The organism is Microcystis sp. 49638_E5 (assembly GCF_021300285.1).
In the GTDB taxonomy this organism is placed as follows: Bacteria; Cyanobacteriota; Cyanobacteriia; order Cyanobacteriales; family Microcystaceae; genus Microcystis; species Microcystis aeruginosa_C.
Genome location: NZ_JAJTDH010000062.1, coordinates 1 through 21,820 on the forward strand (window position 1 = coordinate 1; position 21,820 = coordinate 21,820).

The 21,820-nt window shown below is 45.6% G+C and carries 18 protein-coding genes and 2 pseudogenes; 6 read left to right on the forward strand and 14 right to left on the reverse strand.

The genetic code is table 11. From position 1 onward, the window contains the following. Positions 1-368 precede the first annotated feature (368 nt). Both topA and LW728_RS23425 read right to left on the reverse strand, forming a co-directional pair. Positions 369-3,005 carry a type I DNA topoisomerase gene (gene topA, locus LW728_RS16310; protein ID WP_287767291.1) on the reverse strand — a complete coding sequence of 879 codons (2,637 nt, stop codon included), beginning with the start codon at positions 3,003-3,005 and terminating at the stop codon, positions 369-371. Positions 3,006-3,329: 324 nt separating this feature from the next. Then, positions 3,330-3,422 (reverse strand): annotated as a pseudogene (locus tag LW728_RS23425) (IS982 family transposase); the annotation flags it as partial. 91 nt (positions 3,423-3,513) lie between these two features. Between LW728_RS23425 and LW728_RS16315 the strand changes: the two are divergent. Then, entirely contained in the window at positions 3,514-4,203 is a 690-nt protein-coding gene (locus LW728_RS16315) for a potassium channel family protein (RefSeq protein ID WP_002798291.1), read from the forward strand. 149 nt (positions 4,204-4,352) lie between these two features. Here the strand turns inward: LW728_RS16315 and LW728_RS16320 are convergent, their stop codons facing one another. From LW728_RS16320 to pirA, 6 genes are all read right to left on the reverse strand, one after another. Further along, positions 4,353-5,951 (reverse strand): SpoIID/LytB domain-containing protein, encoded by a 1,599-nt coding sequence (locus tag LW728_RS16320; RefSeq protein WP_287767292.1) that lies wholly within the window; start codon positions 5,949-5,951, stop codon positions 4,353-4,355. Between the two features lie 207 nt (positions 5,952-6,158). Next, positions 6,159-7,208, reverse strand: coding sequence for a hypothetical protein (locus LW728_RS16325; protein WP_002798288.1), 1,050 nt, complete (start codon positions 7,206-7,208; stop codon positions 6,159-6,161). 125 nt (positions 7,209-7,333) lie between these two features. After that, positions 7,334-9,295, reverse strand: a complete 1,962-nt coding sequence (locus LW728_RS16330) for a PP2C family protein-serine/threonine phosphatase (RefSeq protein ID WP_287767293.1) — start codon at positions 9,293-9,295, stop codon at positions 7,334-7,336. Between the two features lie 378 nt (positions 9,296-9,673). Further along, entirely contained in the window at positions 9,674-10,129 is a 456-nt protein-coding gene (locus LW728_RS16335; RefSeq protein ID WP_004163563.1) for a GNAT family N-acetyltransferase, read from the reverse strand. Continuing rightward, positions 10,122-10,286: a DUF8624 family small hydrophobic protein gene (locus tag LW728_RS16340; protein WP_004163564.1), complete on the reverse strand. Its 165-nt coding sequence runs from the start codon at positions 10,284-10,286 to the stop codon at positions 10,122-10,124. Before LW728_RS16340 ends, LW728_RS16335 begins: the two co-directional genes overlap by 8 nt. A gap of 155 nt (positions 10,287-10,441) precedes the next feature. After that, complete coding sequence (gene pirA / locus LW728_RS16345; RefSeq protein ID WP_002733724.1) at positions 10,442-10,603, reverse strand: arginine synthesis PII-interacting regulator PirA; 162 nt, start codon at positions 10,601-10,603, stop codon at positions 10,442-10,444. Between the two features lie 134 nt (positions 10,604-10,737). Between pirA and LW728_RS16350 the strand changes: the two genes are divergently transcribed. After that, positions 10,738-11,535, forward strand: a complete 798-nt coding sequence (locus LW728_RS16350; RefSeq protein ID WP_287767295.1) for an SAM hydrolase/SAM-dependent halogenase family protein — start codon at positions 10,738-10,740, stop codon at positions 11,533-11,535. A 40-nt stretch (positions 11,536-11,575) separates the two neighbouring features. Here LW728_RS16350 and nadC read toward each other — a convergent pair whose 3' ends face one another. Beyond that, positions 11,576-12,424: a carboxylating nicotinate-nucleotide diphosphorylase gene (gene nadC / locus LW728_RS16355; protein ID WP_002797833.1), complete on the reverse strand. Its 849-nt coding sequence runs from the start codon at positions 12,422-12,424 to the stop codon at positions 11,576-11,578. A gap of 71 nt (positions 12,425-12,495) precedes the next feature. Beyond that, positions 12,496-13,062 carry a Uma2 family endonuclease gene (locus LW728_RS16360; RefSeq protein ID WP_287767298.1) on the reverse strand — a complete coding sequence of 189 codons (567 nt, stop codon included), beginning with the start codon at positions 13,060-13,062 and terminating at the stop codon, positions 12,496-12,498. 161 nt (positions 13,063-13,223) lie between these two features. On the opposite strand from LW728_RS16360, the gene LW728_RS16365 reads away from it, so the two are divergent. From LW728_RS16365 to LW728_RS16375, 3 genes and pseudogenes are all read left to right on the forward strand, one after another. After that, on the forward strand, positions 13,224-13,691 hold the full coding sequence (locus LW728_RS16365; protein WP_043997632.1) for a CBS domain-containing protein: 468 nt from the start codon (positions 13,224-13,226) through the stop codon (positions 13,689-13,691). Positions 13,692-13,733: 42 nt separating this feature from the next. Continuing rightward, positions 13,734-13,984: pseudogene (locus LW728_RS16370) on the forward strand (polyhydroxyalkanoate biosynthesis repressor PhaR). 192 nt (positions 13,985-14,176) lie between these two features. Next, positions 14,177-15,223, forward strand: a complete 1,047-nt coding sequence (locus LW728_RS16375) for a S66 peptidase family protein (RefSeq protein ID WP_287767299.1) — start codon at positions 14,177-14,179, stop codon at positions 15,221-15,223. A 281-nt stretch (positions 15,224-15,504) separates the two neighbouring features. Here the strand turns inward: LW728_RS16375 and LW728_RS16380 are convergent, their stop codons facing one another. From LW728_RS16380 to pilM, 4 genes are all read right to left on the reverse strand, one after another. Then, on the reverse strand, positions 15,505-17,577 hold the full coding sequence (locus LW728_RS16380) for a secretin GspD/PilQ domain-containing protein (protein WP_287767300.1): 2,073 nt from the start codon (positions 17,575-17,577) through the stop codon (positions 15,505-15,507). 73 nt (positions 17,578-17,650) lie between these two features. Continuing rightward, a complete protein-coding gene (locus LW728_RS16385; protein ID WP_287767301.1) occupies positions 17,651-18,424 on the reverse strand; it encodes a pilus assembly protein in 774 nt (257 codons plus the stop codon). Continuing rightward, positions 18,421-19,191: a PilN domain-containing protein gene (locus tag LW728_RS16390; RefSeq protein ID WP_287767302.1), complete on the reverse strand. Its 771-nt coding sequence runs from the start codon at positions 19,189-19,191 to the stop codon at positions 18,421-18,423. The genes LW728_RS16385 and LW728_RS16390 overlap by 4 nt, the downstream gene beginning before the upstream one ends. Before the next feature lie 9 nt (positions 19,192-19,200). Next, positions 19,201-20,322 (reverse strand): type IV pilus assembly protein PilM, encoded by a 1,122-nt coding sequence (gene pilM, locus LW728_RS16395; RefSeq protein WP_004163576.1) that lies wholly within the window; start codon positions 20,320-20,322, stop codon positions 19,201-19,203. A gap of 489 nt (positions 20,323-20,811) precedes the next feature. On the opposite strand from pilM, the gene ilvC reads away from it, so the two are divergent. Then, positions 20,812-21,804 (forward strand): ketol-acid reductoisomerase, encoded by a 993-nt coding sequence (gene ilvC, locus LW728_RS16400; protein WP_004163577.1) that lies wholly within the window; start codon positions 20,812-20,814, stop codon positions 21,802-21,804. The last annotated feature ends 16 nt before the right edge of the window (positions 21,805-21,820 follow it).

Below are 21,820 nucleotides of genomic sequence, written 5' to 3' on the forward strand. Positions count from 1 at the left end.
TCCACCTTAATTCCTTCTTTCAAAACTATACCTATCAATCGTTTCCCCTTTTTTTAAGTTTCTTCTCTTTTTGTTAAGAAAGATCCGACTAATGGATAGCTTAATAAGGGGGGTTTGATCCCCCCTTGATCCCCCCTTGATCCCCCCTTGATCCCCCCTTGATCCCCCCTTGATCCCCCCTTGATAAGGTAGGGTTGATTCATGAATCAACCCTACCCTTGATAAGGGTGGTGTCTGATAATTTTTAACGCCTACCTACTTAGGATCAGCCTAGTCAAAGTGGTGCCAAGGACAAAAGAGCCAACCGGATTTGTCCTCGCATCGGGGTGAGGAATTGACCATGGAGAAAATCGCCTCACCACTAACCGCTAAACCTTCTTACTTTTGCCAGTTTTACTACCCGGAGAAGTAGTTTTTTTAGTAGTGGTAGAAGTAGTTTTCTTGGTGGTGGTTTTCTTGGCAGTGGTTGTCTTGGCTGCTAGGGCGACTAAAGCTTGTTCTAGAGTCAGGGTTTCGGCGGTTTCTCCTTCGGGAATCTTGGCGTTAGTCTTACCGTGCTTGATATAAACTCCGTAGGGACCCTCGTACAATCCCACCAATTCCCCGTCGTCGGGATGTTGACCCAATTCTTTTAGGGGTGGTTTGGTGGAACCGCGAGTGCCGCGAGTTTTTTTCGGTTCGGCTAATAAGGCTAAAGCTCGATCGAGGGTTATAGTTAAGACATCATCGCTGGCTTTCAGGGAACGATATTCTTTTTCTTTGCCCTCTTCCTGAACTATATATGGACCGAAACGCCCTAAGCTGGCTTTAATTTTGCCTCCGGTGAGGGGATGGGTTCCCAGTAGTCGTGGCAGTGCCAATAAACCCACCGCTTGTTCGAGGGTGACATCCTCTGGTTTGACTCCTTTGGGTAGGGAGGCGCGTTTCGGTTTGGGGTTGTCATCGCTGACATCTCCTAACTGGACGTAGGGGCCGTAACTACCCACGAGCAGATAAATTGGCTCTCCGGTGTCGGGATGAAGACCTATTTTATCGGGACCTGCGGTTTTTTGTCGCAGCAGGGTTTCTACCTGTTCGGGGTTGAGGTCGGCGGGGGTTAAATCGGCGGGGATGGAAGCGGTGAGGATTTCATCGCCTCGGGAGACTTCCAGATAGGGACCGTATTTGCCGATCTTGATAGTTGCCTGTAAATCCTCTAAATTTACCGATTTGGCGGTGCTAGAGTTAATTTGACTCTCGCGCTCTTTGACTTGGCTTTCTAGCCCTTTTTCGCCGCGATAGAAGCGATCGAGATAGGGCAACCATTGGGCGGAACCAGTGGCGATATCGTCGAGGGTTTCCTCCATTTTTGAGGTAAATTTGGGATCTACCAGGTCGGGGAAATGATTTTCTAACAAACTAACCACGGCAAAAGCGGTGAAGGTGGGAATGAGGGTTTTATTCCGCATTTGGGCATAACCGCGATCGATAATTGTGCCGAGAATGGTGGCGTAGGTGCTGGGTCGCCCGATTCCTTCACTTTCGAGGGTTTTTACGAGGGAGGCTTCGCTATAACGGGCGGGGGGTTGGGTATCGTGGCTAATGGCTTCTAGTTGGCGACAATTGGGGGTATCACCGATGCTGAGGGGGGGTAGGATTATTTCTTGGTCGTCGATGGCGGCTTCGGGATCGTCGGAACCTTCCACATAGGCGCGGAAAAAGCCTGGGAAGTCGATTCTTTTGCCAGAGGAGCGAAATCCGGCATTTTCTACCTGAATATTAACGGCGATCTGGGTAATGCGGGCATCGGCCATCTGTGAGGCGACGGTACGTTTCCAGATTAGGTCGTAGAGGGCGAATTCTAGTCCGCTCAGGCCGGTTTCCCGGGGCAGGCGAAAGCTGCTACCGGCGGGCCGGATGGCTTCGTGTGCTTCCTGTGCGCCTTTGCTTTTGGTGGTGTACTGCCGGGGTTGGGGACTGAGATAGTTTTTTCCGTACATTTGTTCTACACAATGACGGGCGGCGGTGATGGCCTGATCGGAAAGATGGACGGAATCGGTCCGCATATAGGTGATGTAGCCCTGTTCGTAGAGATTTTGGGCGATTCGCATGGTGTCGCGGGCGGATATGCCCAGTTTCCGGTTAGCTTCTTGCTGTAGGGTGGAGGTGGTGAAGGGGGGGGAAGGTTTGCGAGTGGTGGGTTTTTCTTCGGTGTGGCTAACGCGCCAGATTTTGTCTTGGATGCGTTCTTTTAAGGCGGCGGCGGTGGCTTGATCTAAGAGTGTCACCTGGCGACCGGGGAGCAGTCTGCCGGTGTCGGCATCGAAATCGCTGCCATTTGCCACTTTTTGACCGTTTAAGGTGACTAATTTCGACTCGAATTGATTTTTGTCCTTTTCGAGGGTGGCTTTCAGGTCCCAATAATTGGCGGTTTTAAAAGCTCGTCGTTCTCGTTCGCGCTGCACGAGCAGACGTACCGCGACGGATTGCACGCGGCCGGCGGATAACCCTTTGGAGATTTTTTTCCAGAGTAGGGGGGAGAGGGTATAACCGTAGAGGCGATCGAGTATGCGGCGGGTTTCTTGGGCGTGAACTAAATTTTCGTCGATGGAGCGACAATTTTTCAGGGCGGCTTGGATTGCTTCTTTGGTGATTTCGTGAAATACCATTCTTTTGATGGGTATTTTCGGGTTGAGTACCTGCAAGAGATGCCAACTGATGCTTTCCCCTTCCCGATCTTCGTCGGTGGCGAGGATCAGTTCGCTGGCCCCTTTGAGGGCTTCTTTTAATTCTTTGACGACTTTACTTTTGCTTTTGGGGACGACGTAGAGGGGGTCGAAATCGTTCTCCACATCTACGCCTAAATTGGCCCAGGATTTGTCTTTGTGGGTGGGGGGAATTTCTTCGGCGGAGGCGGGCAGATCGCGGATGTGGCCCATGGAGGCTTGGACTCGATAGCCGCTAGGCAGATAATTGCTGATCGTCCGAGCTTTGGTGGGGGATTCGACAATAACCAGGGTTGACATAGGAATTGATCACGAGGGCATCGCCACAGCGACTGTTTTAGTTAGACTGACAATCGTTGTTTGATGATGGGCAAAAGTTACTATTTATCTTGACCGGCTTGATTCAGGTCAAAAGCCACTTATTACGATAATAGAGATTAAAGCTGGTCTTTTGTCACTAACTTCTTAACAAAACTTAATATTTTTCTGGAGCGGCGATCGGACTCAAGGCACTGCTGGCGGCCGCAGGGTAATATAATCCGTGTGAGGAGTGGGAATTATGAATTATGAATTGGGGGGTGGGGAGTGCCTATCGCTTACAGGTGTAGGTTTATTACAAAGAGGTGAATCGGGCCAAAGCCTTGTCTGTTCTAATTTAGGTTCAAATACAAGGCATCCGTCGTCGACAGGACAGAAAAGAGCTTCTAGACTGAACATAGATGGGTTGAGGGTGCTGAGTTTATATATTTTTCAGCTTACTAGCCTCCGCCTTTTCTTTCCACCCTTATCCCGAACTGACGTTAAAATTATGCAATCAATTAAATTTTTTAGTAGTATGCGTCCCCAAAATCGTCAATTTGCCGTCATCGGATTAGGCAGATTTGGGCGCGCTGTCTGTGAAACCTTACGCAAACAAGGTTATCAAGTGGTAGCGACAGATATTGACGAAGGATTAGTAGCACAAGCGTTATCTGATCGAATAGTAGATAATGCGATCGAGCTTGATTCTACCAAACCTAACGCCCTGCGAGAAGCGGGAATTTTTGAAACCGATACGGTGATTGTCGCTATTGGTAAATACGTGGAAGAAAGTATCATTACTACTCTCAATTGTAAGGAAGCAGGGGTTAATTTTGTCGCCGCTAAAGCCTCCACAGAAATCCATGGAAAATTACTAAAAAAAGTTGGTGCAGATTTAGTAGTTTTTCCCGAATACGATGCCGGTTGTGAGTTAGCGCACCGTTTAACTAGACCATCAATTTTAGAACGATTTGATCTCGATCCCGAACATAGTATTGTCGAGTTAAAAGTCCCGGAAGCTTTTCACGGTAAAACCCTAGCAGAGTTAGAAATTCGTAATCGTTATGGTTTAAATATTGTCGCTGTCGGTAATGCGGAAAAATTCAAGATTAACCCCAATCCCCAAGAAAGATTATACAAGGATTTAGCCATGGTGGTAATTGGTTCTAACCGAGATATTCAGCGTTTACCGATGTAGAATTTAGTCAAATAGATGAAGGCGATTTTTTAGCCTTCAGCCGCCAGACTTCGGCGTGAGACTTCGGACGTTCGGCGAGACTTCGGCGTGAGCTTTTGTCGAACATTTTTTTCTCCTGATATCCCTGATAACTGATAACTGATAACTGATTAATTTCCTCGCCAAAAGACAATCGAATTATTGAGAGGTTGAATGATGGTGCCGGGATAATAGAAAGCGAGAATTTGTTCGGGAGACCAACCCAAACGGGCTAAATTATAGGAACCAAATTGACTTAATCCTACCCCGTGGCCAAAACCGCCACCAATAAAGTTATAACCCTGGATTTGTCGATTGGTATCGTAGATAGGATCGATGTAGAATAGGGTACTGCGAGGCGGTCCTAAGGCACTACGCACCTCATTTTTATGCAGTTCCAAAATCCCCTTATCGGTTTGAATAGTCATAGTCAGAATCCGACCGGAAGGAGAGCGCTTAGTCACTTCCATCCATTGGATTTTCTGGAAATGGGCGAGGGGATGTTTTCTGCGTTTTAGATAGGTTTCTAGGTCTTGACTCAAATCAGCTAAAGAAGCTTGTTTTTGCCAGCGAAAAACCCGTCGGCCTGTCTCATTAAAACCATCTTTAAGATTAATAAACTGGCGAAAAGTTGTCTCATTAGCGAGAGATTGTTTCGACAGGTCCCAGACTCGATTGGGGGAGTCCACCACTGCCCGGAGATAAGGTCTTTCTTCCCCATCCCAAACATCACTAAAGAGGGCAGTTACTCCGCCGGTGGTGGAGGAATAAAGGGCATCCACTAACTCATTTTGGTAGGTTAAAACTAGGCCTCGCGTGGCTGTGATCGCTTGATCGGCCCGGGGATTAGTTCCCGTCAATCCATAATAAACTTGACAATGGGTATCGGCACAGAGTTCGTAATTATCGGCTTGAAAACGGCGGAGATTGCGGAGGGCGTAGGTACGGGCGATAATAGTTTGCGCTTGGGTGGCACTTTCCGGGGCATCATGACCGATTTCGTGGGGTACAACCCCACGCAGGTAGGTTTCGAGGGGAACGTTATTAACTAGGGTAAAAGTGCCGTAGGCGTTGGGCTGTAGGCGCATGGTTCCCCCGTACAAACGTACTTGCTCGGGGCTATGGGTGACTTGAATCAGGTTTTTTTGGCTCTCGATTTCTAATTCTTTGGGAAAATAGCGCACCCCGTTGATCTGGAAAGAAACTTGCGGCTTTTCTTTGAGTAAAACACTATTAATATAGGGTTGATTGTGGCCTTTTGCTTGCAAACTGGTCAGCAACCAACGCCGCACTAGGGGATTTTCATAAACTTCTCGCTTTGCCCAAACCTGCCAGCGTCCGGGTTGGGTGATTTCCACTTTAATGCCCATTTTTGCCCAATTTTTGGCACTATTTTCGGCGGTTTCAAAGGTGGCGTGGTCGCTCAAAATGACTTTTTCTTGGAGGATGGGAGAAGCGAGGGGACGGGGAATAACTTCTAATTGTAGGCGATTGGTTTGCAGGGTTTGGGATTGGCCATCTTCTCCCAGCACCCGCAGGGTGAGATTATCACCACTGCTACTACTCAGGGTTAATTTTTCCTTGGCTTCATCGCCAAAACGTTGGACAATGCCCACTCTCAGAAGGACATCCTTGGCTATAGCGGCAGGAATTAGGGTTAAACTGAGCAAGATCGCCGCAGTTATGGAACCGATGCTAATTATCGGTTTTTTTTCCTTTATTTTTAGCATAAAGTCAAGTATCTGTTAATAAGTTTTCATAAAATTTGAGGATATTCAGAGATTATAGCAGCAAGCTATCAGCTTTTTAGTCATCAGACTTCGGCGTGAGCTTTTGTCGAACGCTTTTTGCTCGCCACTTCCCACTGATAACTGATTACTGCTCACTGAAAAGTCTCCCCACTTGCCAATTCATAATTCATAATTCATAATTCCCATCTAACTTCCCCCATCGCTGATAATGCGTAAACGTACCATTTTTTGCCCACCTTCATCCAGTTCTACTTCGATCACTTCACTGGTTAAACTTTCTAAACAGGTTAACATCGATCGCAGATGGGGATTACTTGCTCCCGTATCCACATAGAGGCGATCGGACAAACTACCCAAACGTTTCCAAGTAGTATAAAGTTTAGCCACAGCCTGCTCTAATTGTGTGGCTTGTTTAACCAGATCCGCCGCCGTATTTAGACAATCGACGCGCAAAGCTTCTTCTAGAGCCATTTCGATATCTAAATTACCTCGTCGGAGAGTTTGTACTTGGGCCGCCGCGTCGAGATATTTGGCTAAACTGCGTGCTTCCGAGGTGATTAATTTTACCGTGTCCACATCGGGATTAGCGGCGATTTCTTGGCGGAGAGTGTCGATATGAGTATCGGGTAACTTTTCTAATTCTTTCACTAGGGGAGCGAGATGACGCGCCGGTAAACTACCATCGCTGGCCTTTTCCTTCACCTCATCGGGTAGTAAATCTGAACTCATCGCCGTCCATTCATCGGCCAATTGTTTCACCTCCCGACGAGTAATTCTCTCCCCTTGTCGGGCCGCATCACTGACTAATTTTTGAATTTCGGGGGCAGATTTGGCCGTTTCCACGAAGGCGCGTTTACTAAAATTATTGATACTATCGGGATCCAGTTGTCCTTCTGCTAGGAGAGTATCAGCACTATTAGCCAATTGAATCAGAGCATAAGCTTGACTTTTAGTGATTTCTCGCTGTTTTAACCAGTTTAAAAAGCCTGTACCGCGACTATCACCGCCTTGCTTCTCTCGGTCGCGAATAGCTCGCAAAATTCGCCCCCGCCAGATTTCCGTTTGCAAATCAAAGCGATCGCAAACTTTCCAAAAAGAATCCAGTTGCTGCTGAAAGTCATGATCTTGGATGGTTTCATCTTCGGGATCTGGCAGTTGAAAGTTAAACTCTAGAGGCGTTTCAAAGGCATCAATGATCGCGGAGGTGTCGGAGGAGAACGTCGCAGCATCAACCATATATGATAGACTCGGCAGTTAATCGGGCATTTTATCTTAACTCGCTCTGGCAACCCCCGACAAGTCGATTAATCTTCAGGTAAAACCCCACACCCTGTCCCCACGAACAACTTTTTCATCAAACCCTAGTTAGGAGAAGCATTGGGGGGAGTGGGACTGGTAACAGGTGCGGGGGGTGTCGTCCCGGTCGTGGGACTGGTGACAGGTGCGGGAGAAATCGATGGATTGGAAACGGGATAACGACTCAGGAATTGCCAAGCGATCGCAGCCAGCAAACCGAGAACACCGACTGCGATCGCTACCACGACTAGGGTTGAAACGGTAGTGGGTGCGGGGGGAGAGGTAGGACTAGAAACAGAAGAAGATGCGGGGGGGGGAGTGGGTATTGCTGTCACCGCTTCTTCTCCGGAGTAGGTGTCTCCTCTGTGATCAAAATCTTGGTCATTAAGATCGGGAATAATTCGTTCTTTGGCCTCAGCATAAATTAAAGGCCTGACAGTTTCAGCCGTAGGAACTACCCGACAATAAACTAGGGCGATGGTGGAGTTATCGTGACCGTTTTTCTGGTTAGCTAGTTGTAATAAACTTTCCCCCACTGCGGTTACAGTTTTCTCCCCTTGTAAAAGAGGCAGAATTTCACTGTCCCAGTATTGTTCTACCCGATCGTAATCACTTAAACCATCGGAACAGAGGAGAAAAACACAGTCTTGATCAATAATCAACCTCTGAACGGTGGGATAGAGATTAGTGGCGCTACTCATGCCCAAAGCTTGCACCAAGGCCCCGGCGTTGGGATACTGTATGGCATCACGATAGAGGAGATAGCCTAATTTCACTTCCCGGTCAGCGAGATCATCATCCACCGTCACTTGATGACAACCCTGGGCAGTAATCCAATAGATACGGGAATCCCCCACATGGGCCGCGTACATTTCCTCGGCCTGGCCAAAGGCCATAACTAGAGTCGTACCCATGCGCCGGCGATCTTGTCTTGACTCCTGATCATTGCGTTGACTGATCAGATCATTGGTGACACGAATCGCCTGTTCGAGGACAAGACTGTGACTATCGGGATAGACTTGAATATCAGTGGTGGGACTCTGATTAATTTCCCTAGGCAGGGTTTCGATCGCCAATTGAGCAGCGATTTCGCCCCCTTCCTGACCACCGATGCCATCACAGACAATCGCCAGGGGATTTTGACCATTAGACAGGGTTATGGCCTGATTAGCTGGGGGATAACAGGCATCCTCGTTGTGTTCCCGCACCGGACCGGTATCGGTGCAGGTAAAAATCTCATAGGTGCGTTCTTGACCTCTACCGTAGTGCTGTAGTGCATAATCGAGAATAGCGATCAGGGATTCCGGGCGATCGAGATCACCGGATTCTAGCTCTTGGGTCAGGGATGCGAGAAAATCTTGAATATTAGCGGCTGCCGTCGGGATCAGACCGGCCCAGAAAGCCCCTAAATCTCGTAAATTGGGAGCGGTGACCTCGTCTTTGCTTAATTCTAGTAATTGCAGCAGCTGATTATTCACTCTCGTCAGAAAAGGGTTAAGCAGACTAGAGACCATAGCTTTTTTCTGGAGGGGATACCAGAGTTTGGCCATTTGCCATAACCAGTGAATTTGCCTTAAATCGGAAGCTTGCGACCAAACCTCGGCCAGAGTGGGCAATAGTTCTGGATAAATTAATTCTCCCGTTTCATCGAGGGGAATAGTGCCGTATTCTAACAGCCAGATGTCCATATTTAAGCGTTCATCGGGACTGGGAATATAGCCATAGACTTGGGGAATGTGGAGATGGAAGGGTAACAATTTTAGGTAGAGGGAAATCCAGCTAGGAGGTTCGTCCGGCGCTTGGGGTGCTTGAGCGGGTTTAGTATCAAGAACAATTTGTGGTTGTTTGACCAAATAACGATCATCAATTAGCTCGCCAACACGATAATAGCTTCTCACCCAATCACCGATCATCCATAAATAGCGCTTAACTAAAGGAGTGCCGCATTTTTCACAGAATCTATTAGTGAGAGCGTTCGGGGATAGACAGGTTAGGTTTTGACATTGGAGGGTTGTCACGGAATCCATGAAAACTGCTGACTCCTAAAGCGCGGTTAGTAATCGGTTAATAAAATAGCGTGTTTTTACCCACGATGACTGCCAGTATATTGCAGTGTTTCCCAAATTTTACCCTTTGTCGCTCGATCAGGAATAATTAATGCTGACAGTGCCATCTCTAGGGGTATGTCTGGGGTGTGGGGTGTGGGGAGTGGGGTGTGGGAATTATAAATTATAAATTATAAATTATGAATTATGAATTGGGGAAGTGGGGTGTGGGGTGTGGGGTGTGGGAATTATAAATTATAAATTATGAATTATGAATTGGGGAAGTGGGGGAGTGGGGGAGTGGGGAGAGTAAAGCTGCCTCCTGTCTCCTGACTCCTATCTCCTGACTGATAACAGTTTCTAAATATTTTTCAACATCAGCAAAGAGCGAGTTTGAAAGCCGAGATTTTGGTAGAGAGTGAGAGCATTGTCGTTATTGATGAAGACTTGTAAACCGATGCGGGTTTGTCCGCGACTTTTTGCCCAATCCTTAGCTCGATCGATTAGTGCGCTGGCGATACCTTGGCGACGATGCTGGGGATCGACGTAAATTAGAAAAATATGACCATAGCGATCGCCTGTCACCTGATCGACGGCGCTCCCCATCCAGAGACAAGCGATCGCCGTTTGTTGTCCTTCGACGATCCACAGGGGAGTATCGAGGCAAAAAAACTGTCTGACTGTATCAGCTAGATGGGAGAGGTTTTTTTGTTCGGGAAAAAATTCTTGATAGGTGCGGGTGAGAAAATTAATGAGTAGATAGCGATCGCTCGGTTTTCCCAGTCGCAGCTGATAATTTTCGGGAAGGTTAGCCATGCCAAGGATAAGAGAAAATTATGCCCAGGGATGGCTCGATCGGAGCGGGTGCGGCTAAATCTGCTGGCAAAAAAATCCGGATGCTGGTGGCAACCAGAGCAACTAAAAACACTAAGATAGTCAGGAGGGGAGCGATATATTGCCGGAAAAAAGCCATAATTATTTGATCTCTAAACTGCTGTTCTTTCTATTTTAGGGATTGCCAGTGGAGATATCAGCAATTTTTTTCCTGAAAATTCGCCTAAAAAAAAGTGACCGGCACACCGATCACCAGAAACCGACAACTAGACTATGACCAAACACCGATTAACTCTAACGAAGGTGCAAATAGGCCGCCTCTGCTTCCAATTGACGAACTAGAGCCTCATTTCCCTGCGCTCTAGCCACTTCCAGTCGGTGTTGTAAATTTCTGCGGAGTGTTTCTCTATGGGCCACGGTGGCCTGTGTTAGGACTTGCTGACGATTTTTGTTCATGATGGACAGACTTTTGAGCGACTTAACTTACCTTATATCTAAATCATAACATTCTCCTTGGGGAACTGTATCTTTAGATACTGAATTTCCCATTAAGATTTATTAAAGCTGTTGGCCACCCTAGGAACCAGTCAATGACGGAAAAGACACTGATAACCCTTACTAGCGATTTTGGACTACAGGACGGTTATGTGGGCATGATCAAGGGAGTAATCGCGGGAATTGCTCCCCATGCTCGCACTATCGACCTGAATCATCAAATTTCGCCCCAAGACCTTTACGCTGGTCGTTTTATTCTCCTGAATGCCTATCAATATTTTCCCCAAGGCACTATTCATCTGGCAGTTATAGATCCGGGAGTGGGAAGCAAAAGACGCGGGGTAGGGATTCGTTTTGCCGGTGGTTATTTAGTCGGGCCAGATAATGGTTTATTTAGTGGCATTTTAAGTCAATCTCCCGCTATATCCGCCGTTAATCTCGATAATTCTTCCTATTGGCGCACCCCTAACCCTAGCACTACTTTTCATGGTCGTGATATTTTTGCTCCTGTGGCTGCTTATTTGGCCCGGGGAGTACCCCTAGAAATGTTGGGTGAGATTATTGATCCCGATAGCTTGCAACAATTAGCGATCGCTGTTCCCCAGATCGAGGAAGATAAAATTAGGGGTCAAATTCAATATATTGACATTTTCGGCAATTTAATCAGCAATATCCCCAATTATCTCCTAGAAGGAAAAAATTGGTCGGTGCAGTTGGGTCCAAAAATTATCCCCGCAAAAAACACCTACAGTGATGTTCCTTCCGGGGAAATAGTCGCTTTTATCGGTAGTCACGGGGGGTTAGAAATTGCCGTCAATAGTGGCAGCGCTCAAAAGCAATTACACCTAAATATTGGCGATGCGATCGAGGTTAGAATAGATAGGAGTCAGTGATCAAAACTGATAACTGATAACTGATAACTGATAGAGCCTTTTAATCAATTCTCATGCTAATATCTAACCAAGTAGAACGAGTAATCGGGGCGCTAGTGGAAATATAATCTACTCCTGTTTCGGCAACGTTGCGAATGCGATCGAGGGTAATATTTCCCGATGCTTCTATTTTGGTTTTACTATTAAAATTGCGGATCATCTCCACAGCAGTTTGCATCATCTCTAAATCCATATTATCTAACATAATGATCTCTACCTGCTGCTGCAGAGCTTGATTCACTTCTTCTAATTGACTGGTTTCTACCTCAATTGTGAGAGGATAGGGCATATTTTGCCGTACACGACGCACTGCTTCCTCAATGCTGCCGGCTGCTTGAATATGATTATCTTTAATCATAATTGCATCATCTAACCCCAAACGATGGTTAATAGCGCCACCGATACCGGAGGCATATTTTTCTAAAATTCGCAATCCGGGGGTAGTTTTGCGAGTATCGACCAATCTTGTCGATAAATCGGCAATTTTCTCCACATACTGACGAGTGGCACTAGCAATCCCACTCAAGCGCATAGCAAGATTTAAAGCGACTCTTTCCCCAATTAACAGCGCATCGAGGGAACCTTCTATCTCGGCAATAACTTTAGACTTGGGGCAGAATTCTCCTTCGGCAACGGTGGGGGTAAAGTGAATAGTGGGGTTAAGCAGTTGAAAAACTCGTTCAGCTACGGGTAAACCAGCAATAACACCCGCTTCCTTGGCAATCCAAGTAGCTTGACCAATTTTAGCATGACCGAAGAAAATTGCTTGGGTGGTGCGATCGCCTCTACCGAGATCTTCTCGTAACCAGTTTTCTAACAAGGGATCAAGGACTAATAGGGGCGGTAACATAGAATTTATCGAAAAAATCGGGACGTATTTATTTTAAGTCTAGGAATATTTGACCTTTTTGTAAACTTTTTTTAATCGAAACTTATCCCTTCATAGATTAACTCGATCGCACAGTGAAAATCGAGACTAGATAGAATAATTTCTTCCCCTTGACTATAAGCGCAGTAAAACCAAATTTTATCTTCACCGCGACGATAAACCTCAACAGTGATCGATTCAGGATCGACTAAAACGTATTCTTGTAAACTAGGAATCTGACGATAATATTGTAACTTTTTAGTGCGATCATAGTTTCCTGTGCTAGGGGAAAGCACTTCAATAATTACTTGTGGATGTTGAATAAAATTACGAGATTGTCTATCCCTAAAATCGCAACTAATCACTAAATCGGGATAAAAATAACGACTATTATTAGCTTGTACTTTCACATCAGATACATTCACCCGACAGCCTCGCGGACGGAGATGAATTCTTAAAGCAGTATAAAAATTCAAGGTAATATCATTATGAGGCAGACTACCCCCAGTCATGGCGATAATTTCCCCATCAATATATTCATGGCGACATTCCTGTGTAGCTTCCCATTCTAGATACTCTTCCGGGGTCATTCTTTCTGGGTATTGAGGTTGAGCGATCATTTTTCTTTTTCCTTGTCAACTAACTAAATTAATATCCCATTTCCTTTTTATCTTATACCATTTTCTCGCCCGAAGATTGAAGAATAGTCATAATTAAGCGGTGACTGATTACCCTAATGATAAGATGGAGAGAGAAAGCATTATTATCGCAGGTAGCTAAGATGACAAAAACAATTGCCGATATCATGACTCCCAATCCCATCACCGTCACCGCTAACACTTCTCTGTCGGAAGCAGTGAAGATTTTGGCCGAAAAGCGGTTTAGTGGTTTACCCGTGGTGGATGACAAGATGCGACTGATTGGGGTTATCTCCGAAACTGACCTTATGTGGCAGGAAACGGGAGTAGAAGCTCCTCCTTACATTATGCTCCTCGATAGCGTCATCTATCTACAAAATCCTAGCCGTCACGAGAAATTACTCCATAAAGCTCTCGGTCAAACCGTGGGGGAGGTAATGACCGATAAACCTATTAGTATCACGGCCGATCGCCCTTTGAAAGAAGCGGCCTCGTTAATGTACGATCGTCATGTGCGTCGTTTACCGGTAATTGAGGAAGAAACCCACAAAGTAATCGGTATTATCACTCGCGGCGATATCATTCGCGATATGGCAAAATCGGAAGCATAATTGTTTTTCTAAGGCAACAATTAACTAAAAGATATTGAACAAATGAATCAATCTCAGGAAACGGTTACTTATTCCCTAGAAACTATCTTGATGCGGATTGAGGGAAAATCGATTCGTTACAAAAAGATGTGACGGATTTAAAGGTAGGACAAGGGGTGTTAACGGGAAAAGTTGAGGGAATAGAAAATCGACTAAACTCATTAGAAGGAAACCAAAAATATCAGGTTTGGGCATTAATTGTCCTCTTATCTGGGGTAATTGTGAAAACTTTTTTTCTGAGCAGTAATCCCTAAATTCTTGCTTCCCTTGCAATTTCTCGGCTCTTCTAGGTTCTGTGTGATAAGTTTAACTTACTATATGATAGATCGATCTTTGTGTCCTTTGTGTCTTTGTGGTTCGTTCCACCCCCTTGCTAGGAGCAATGTATCTTAGAATACATTTTACCCACCAAATCCAAGAGAGCCATTTCTCTAACAACTATCAGGATGAAGCGCCGTCAATTTCTCACTACTACTGCCCTAACTGCTGTTAGTTTTTCCCTAATTCCTAGAAAAGTTATTAGTAATAATTTTCCTCTAATTAAACCGCCACATCTACAACCAGGGGACGGAGTGGGTATTATTAGTCCGGCGGGGGCAACTTTTAAAGAAGATGATTTAAATATAGTTATCGAAGCAGTTAAAGCTTTAAAATTAGTCCCAAAAGTTGGTCAATACGCTTTAGATCGTTATGGTTATTTAGCCGGTAAAGATGGCGAGCGAGCGTCGGATATAAATCAATTTTTTGCTGATGATAATATTGCCCTAATTTTACCAATTCGCGGCGGTTGGGGCAGCGCTCGTTTATTACCTTATCTCGACTACGATTTAATTCGTCGTCATCCTAAAATCATCTGTGGTTTTAGTGATATAACTTCTTTATTATTGGCTATTTATGCCAAAACTGGTTTAGTTACTTTCCATGCTCCCAATGGCTTTTCTAGTTGGCGCACCGCTCAAACTGAAAGCTTTCGACAAGTTTTATTTTCTGGGGAAAAGTTAACTTTTAGAAATCTTCCCGATCCCGACGATGCTAATCGTTTAATGCAGGTAAAAAATCGCATTCAAACTATTACTAAAGGTCAAGCCAAAGGTAAATTAATCGGCGGTAATTTAACCACTTTAGCCTCGATCGCGGGTTCTCCCTATCTACCGGATTTTACCGGAGCTATCCTATTTTTAGAAGATATTGGTGAAGATGTTTATGAAATTGATCGCCTGTTAAATCAATTAAAATTAGCGGGAATTTTCAATAATTTAGCTGGGTTTATCTTCGGTCAATGTAGCAATTGTAGTGCTGATAGTGACTATGGTTCCTTGACGTTAGAAGAAGTGATCAGAGAATATATCCAACCCTTAAAAATTCCCGCTTGTTTAGGATTAACTATCGGACATTTAGAAATTATTGAAACTATTCCCATCGGTATTGAGGTAGAATTTGATGCTAATCAGGGAACGATTACTATGTTAGAATCGGCGGTTAGTAAACCCTAAAATAGCTGACTGTTGCTATTCCCTTTTTTAACTGATAAAGGAATATTTAGGGCTTGCTGAATAAATCTAAAAACCTTGTTGGATAAGGCTTTTAGACTTTTTTGACCTCAAAAAGTGCCGACCATTGGAGGGATCGGGGGTAAAATTCAGGTACTTTTTCCTTAGACTGGCGAAGTTACACTAAATCCGTTGAGTATAGGCTAGTTATGAGGAGAGGCACTCATGCAAGAGGCAAAAGCTTCAGAAACTGATTACTGATAACTGATAACTGAAAAAGCTAATTACTGTCGCGGTTGTACGGGGAACCCTTGACGCTGCAACACTTCCGCCGCATCTTGGCCCGGTTGATAGTTGATACCGAGGGTAGAAGTGGCCGAATCTTCGATGATTTTGGGAGTGAGGAGAATAATCACCTCACTGCGACTATTACTATTGGTACGACTGCGGAATAAAGCCCCTAAAATGGGAATATCGCCTAAAATCGGCACTTTTGTCTCAGAACTTTGTTGTTTTTCTTGGATAATGCCGGAAAGAATTAAACTCTGTCCATCCCGCAGACGAATTAAACCAGAAGTTAATTCCCGACGAATCAGAGGGGTAAGGGTGTTGATTGTGAGACCACCGCTATTAAATTGAATCGGAGACCCCGGAGAGGCGATGGTAGGGCTAACCGACAGGGAAATAAAACCGTTATCATCCACCTGATCGACGTTTACCGCTAAAGTTAACCCAGCATCAGCCAATACAGGGGTAGTGGTGCGTTCGCCACTGAGAGGATCTACACTTGTCTCGACACTTTCTAGCACTTTCTCGGTGAGCTTAACGGTGGCCTGTTGACCTTCCTGCACCACCAGGGAGGGATCGGTGAGAATCTTGGCATTTCCTGTCTGAATTGACGCTTGCAGGGTCATCAGGAATCTTTGGGGATATTGGAAGAGGTCGGGTAGCGCAAAATCTCCTCCATCTGCATCTGTTGCACCGGGTTGAAAGGGGTTATTAAATGTTCCAAAATTAGGACGGGCATAGGGAACAACCAGCCCAGTATTTCGATCTGTGACTCTTCCCTGAGTTATATTACTAAAAGGAGCATCCTGAACATCAAAAAAAGGTTCTAGGGCGGGTGTTCCCTCCCCAGAGAAAACATTATTTAAAGGAACTATCGGCTGTGCAAAAGCCCCCGGTTTGGATACAGTTGAGCTACTGGGTGGGTTCATATTGCCAAAGTTCACCACTGCCGCCCCGTTATCCTGAACGAAGAAACCATCGTTAAAACCGAAGGAAAAACTACTGCTAAAACGGTCTGTATTGAGCAGGTTGACATCGATAACTTTGACGTTAACCACCACCTGACGGCGACGAGCATCCAGTTGGGTTAATAAAGAGGTGGCGATCTGGACTTGCCGCGCTTCGCCGATTAAATTGATAGAATTAAGGCGATCATCGGCGGCAATTCTTAAACCGGTTAAAAGTAGGGCAGCTTTTGAGCCTTCTGTCTGTTGGGGTGTTAGTGCTTCTAGGGTGGGAGGAATATCCCGGCGACCGATGACTCGTCCGGTGAGGGGATCGACGATATCCTCGGTTTGGGTAACTAAACGCTGGTATTCTGCCCCTTGGGTGGCAAGGAAAGTGGCGGCGGCGATAGCTTTAACTTGATTGAGGCGCAGGGTGCGGCTAATCAGATTACGAGCGCCTTGGGGTAATTGCGCCCCGACAAAGATGGTTTTACCCTGACGGTTGGCCTGGAGTCCAGAAATTAACAAGACGGCGTTAAAAATGTTTTCCACCGATTCGTTAGTAAATTCCAAGGAAACTGTCTGAGAAGTGGCGTTAGTTTCCCCCTGGGCGCTGGTGAAAACGACGTTATAACCGGCAATGTTAGCAAGGGTCATTAACACTTCTCTAGCGGAAGCTTCCCGGAGTAAAACACGAGGTACGGTGATATTACGCTCGAATTTGACCTTTTCGGCACTAGCATCGATGTTAGAGATGGCAATATCTCCCACCGGTGGGGCAACGGCCCGGGGTAGGGTGGGAACGCCTGGGGCTTGGGGTGCGCCTTGAATGATAATTTCGGGGTTGGGAACCATGGGCGCACTTTGGGCAAGTAGTTTTTCACTGGCTAAAATGCGATCGCTGATTTCCTTTTCTAGGGCCGCGCTGGAAGGGACAAGCTGATTTGGCGATTTTTGTAAAGTTTCTTTACTAAACTCTTGCCAAAATTCAATTTTTGATGTACCAGATTTTAACTCTGAACCATGGAAGGAAATGGGGGTTTCGGCCAAGACGCTCAGGGGAGCCATCAATAAAAACGAGGCAATTTGCGGGATAAATAGGGCATAACGGGACGGATTCACTTTAACTTCACTCCTCAACGATTACGCAATTCAACGGACAAAAAAGGCAATACTCACACTGGCTTGAAGACTATTATTGGGGCGGACTAGCGGGGGGTTGACCTTCGGCGGGGGGTGGCGGTGCTAATTTCGCTAATTCTTCGGCATTGAGAGGAATAATCACATCGAGAAGAAAGGTGGTAGTCACGGGTTTATCGCCTTGGGGAACGATAGTGGCTTTATTTTTGCTGGTACTAACCACTTTAACCGTCGATCCTTCCTTATCCACTTGGGTATTGAGACTGTTCAGCAAAATGAGCGGCTGTAATCTTTCTAAATCCCGAATAACCTCGTGAGTTTTAGCATAGCTCCCTTCCATCTTGACGTTAAAAGTTTGACGTTTGAGCTTATTATTAACCTCACTACCGAGGGAACCATCGGAGACCACCACCGGTTCTAGTCCTTGGGGTTGAAAACTAACCAGCTTAACATCGCGAGACTTAAAGATATTACTAACATCTAAGAGAATAGTGCTTAAGTCCCTTTCTTTAGCAAAAAGCGAGAGAATTTTCTGTTCAATAGCTTTTTGTTGTTGTAACTGACTCTCGATTTTTTGGAATTCTGAAAATTCGAGACGGCTTTTTTGTTGATCTACCATTTGTTTTTTGTTGGCTGCATCGGTTTGCAGTTGCTGCCAGGTATTATAAGCGGGCATCACCCAGTTAAAAAGCAGATAGAGGGAGCCAAGTAAACCTACCACAGCGGCAGCGATGCCACTATTACGGGGGGTAAAAGTTATCCCGAAAGCGATAGGATACTCCTCAAATTCCTCTAATTTCAGCTTTTCAAATTCTTCGTTAAAGGTCATGGTTGAATAGCTCCTTGGCTTTTGAGAGTATTAATCCTAGTAACAACTCCGATCGCGCCATTCCTGGCGAGATTGGGCAGTTGTTGAGTAGCGGGAGTATCACTTAATTGGGCGGTGATCACAAATTGAACCACTTGGGGGAAAGTAACATTAATATTTTTGTACTGATTAGCCACATCTAGGGGTAAATCGGCCAGGGCAGCACTTTCGATCACCGTTCGCTTACCCTCTAAAAAAGGAGAAGCTTGTAGGGTTAAGAGATAATCATTGACTGCTTCGTAATTACTGGCAAAACCACTGATTTTTAAGCCAGCAGCCGGATTGGGTTGCCCTTGATTGGGGTTTGCGGGAACCTCCACCTGTTGCAAACTATTTAACTGCACACTAGAAGGAGTTTGTTGGCGAATTTCTTGGATAATGGCTGACCAAGGCCTAATCTGATTGAATACACCCACCAGAGCTTTATTTTTTGCTTCTACCACCTTTAGTTCCCCTCTGATGTCTTCTAGTTTTTTACTTTGGACTTGTACTTGACCTAATTCCCCTTCCAGTTGCTGAATTTTGGCCTGAGTTTCGCTGGTTTTCCAACCGACGGTTAAACCGAGTAATCCCGTCAGTGCCAATAATCCGGCCCCCACTCCCACACCGAGGAACAGGGGTAGTTGTTTCCTCAGGTTAATAACGGTGGAAATCTCGAAGTTAGAGGTTGTTTGGACTGTTCGGTTAAGATGGCGATCTTTGAGAAAATTAACGTCAAGACTATACATAATTTTTGTCTATACCTCCCGCAATCCTAAACCGAGAACTGTTCCTAAACCCGGTCTTTGGGTATTAGGAATCTCTTGATTGATATCTAAGTTGAGTGATGCGATCGGATCGATGGGCATGGTAGGGATGCTAAGACGTTGAGTAAAATATTCATCTAGTTGTGCTAAACCGCCCCCGGGACCGGCTAAAAGTAACTGGACAATTTCCATTTCCAGTTCATCACTTTGGTTAAGATAGAAATTAATTGATCGCCGCAATTCATCGGTTAATTCCCCTAAAACCCGCATCAGTGCAGCAATCCCGGCGGTAGTAAAGGTTCTGGAAAGACCGGTATTGGTGCCAAGACTATCAAAGGCAGTGATCGGGATTGTCATCCCCAAAAGAATCTCAGGACTGCGGGAGGTGGGCAAATTCATCGCCCTGGAAATGGCATTTTGTAGCTGGAAAGTGCCGATGGGGACAGTGCGGGAAAATTGGGGAACGCCGTCCACCACGATGGCAATTTCCGTGTTATCAAATTCTATATCGACAATAACGGTAGCTTCATTGGAACTAAACTGTCGCAACTGATCGCGAATCGTCCGAATTAGGGCAAAACTATTAATTTCTAGCACATCTACCTGTAATCCTGCCCGTTGCAGGGTCTCCAGATAGGAATCGGTGATCTCCCGACGAGTAGCTACCAGCAAAACCTGCACCTTTTCGATGCCGTCTTCATCCTGAAAGTAGCCCAGTTTTTGGTAGTCGATATCCACTTCCTCGCGCGGATAGGGAAGGTATAAATTAGCTTCATGATTTAAGATCAGATCGCGCAATTCCTCCTCGTCCAATTCCGAGGGAATGGCGATAATCCGGATAATTGACTCGCGCATGGGGACAGCAGTAGCGACTCGTTTGCTGTTAATTTTATTTTCCTTGAGGACTTCCTGGATTAATTCCGCTAAAGCGACGGAATCGACGATTTTTCCCTCCTCAAAGATGCCTTCTGGGATATCCGACGAACAATATTTAACTAATTTATAATTTTGTTTCTGTTTGGCGATCTGAGCCACGTTAAGGCGCTCTGGGGTAATCTCTAGCCCAACACCTTGAGTTTTTTTTGTCAATAGCTTCTTAAAAAAACTTACCATAGATTTTCTGGGGCAGCTCTCAGAGAATTAGTGATTAACAAAGCCAATAATTTTTTGACCTGATTTTCTCTAGTGTTGATCAAGGCAGTAAATTAGTCTATAAACGATCCTGACTGGGTAAATTACCCAGAAAAGGTAAAAATCGAGAAGGAGAGAAGCTATTTCGGCACTGAACACCAACCCGATTATCTGTGTTCAGATCGAGGTTAATCTTGACTGGGTGAGGGGAGAGGAAGCACCTATTGATGATGATATTGTAATCAATTTTGGTGAAAGAACCAAGTCTAGACAAAAAACCTAGTTAACCGCTCCATCTCGTTTCGCCTTCTTTAGTTAGATTACCCAAATATCTCAAGAAAATTTCAATTTTTCTAGGCACTATTTTTTCTTGACTCTGGGAAACCGGCGCTCAAATGCTTCTGACAGGCGTGATTTTCCCCTATAATTAGGAGTTTGCACAGTGACAAAAGAAGTTAAGGAGCGATTTCGATGGCACGAATGTACTATGATGAGGATGCCAATTTAGATTTATTAGCGGGAAAAACGATCGCTATTATTGGTTATGGTTCCCAGGGTCATGCCCACGCATTAAATCTCAAGGATAGTGGCGTTAATGTGATTGTTGGTCTATATCCCGGCAGTAAATCGGCAATCAAAGCCAAAGAAGCCGGTATTCCGGTTTATGATGTGGCCGAAGCCGCTAAAATTGCCGACTGGATCATGATCCTCTTACCGGATGAAGTGCAGAAAACGATTTATCTCAACGAAATTGCCCCGAATTTAAGCGCAGGCAAGGTGTTATCTTTTGCCCACGGCTTTAATATTCATTTCGGTCAAGTGGTTCCCCCAGCTAACGTCGATGTGGTTATGGTCGCCCCCAAAGGACCTGGCCATCTCGTCCGTCGCACCTACGAACAAGGTCAAGGAGTCCCCTGTTTATTCGCCGTCTATCAAGATGCTACCGGCCAAGCACGCGAGCGGGCGATGGCCTACGCTAAAGGTATCGGTGGCACTCGGGCCGGGGTTTTGGAAACCACTTTCCGCGAGGAGACAGAAACCGACCTTTTTGGCGAACAGGCAGTATTATGCGGCGGTTTAAGCGCTTTAATTAAAGCTGGCTTTGAAACCCTCGTAGAAGCTGGTTATCAGCCCGAATTAGCCTATTTTGAGTGTTTACACGAGGTAAAACTGATCGTCGATCTGATCGTCGAGGGCGGTTTGGCCAAAATGCGCGATAGTATTTCCAATACAGCCGAGTACGGTGACTATACTCGTGGTCCGCGGGTGGTGACGGAAGCGACTAAGGCCGAAATGCGGAAAATCCTCGGGGAAATTCAATCGGGACAATTCGCCAGAGAGTTTGTCCTCGAAAATCAAGCAGGTAAACCGGGGTTCACCGCTATGCGTCGTCAAGAAGCAGAACATTCGATCGAAGAAGTCGGTCAAGATCTGCGGGCGATGATGAGTTGGCTAAAACGCTAGTTCGCTTTTTTTTCGG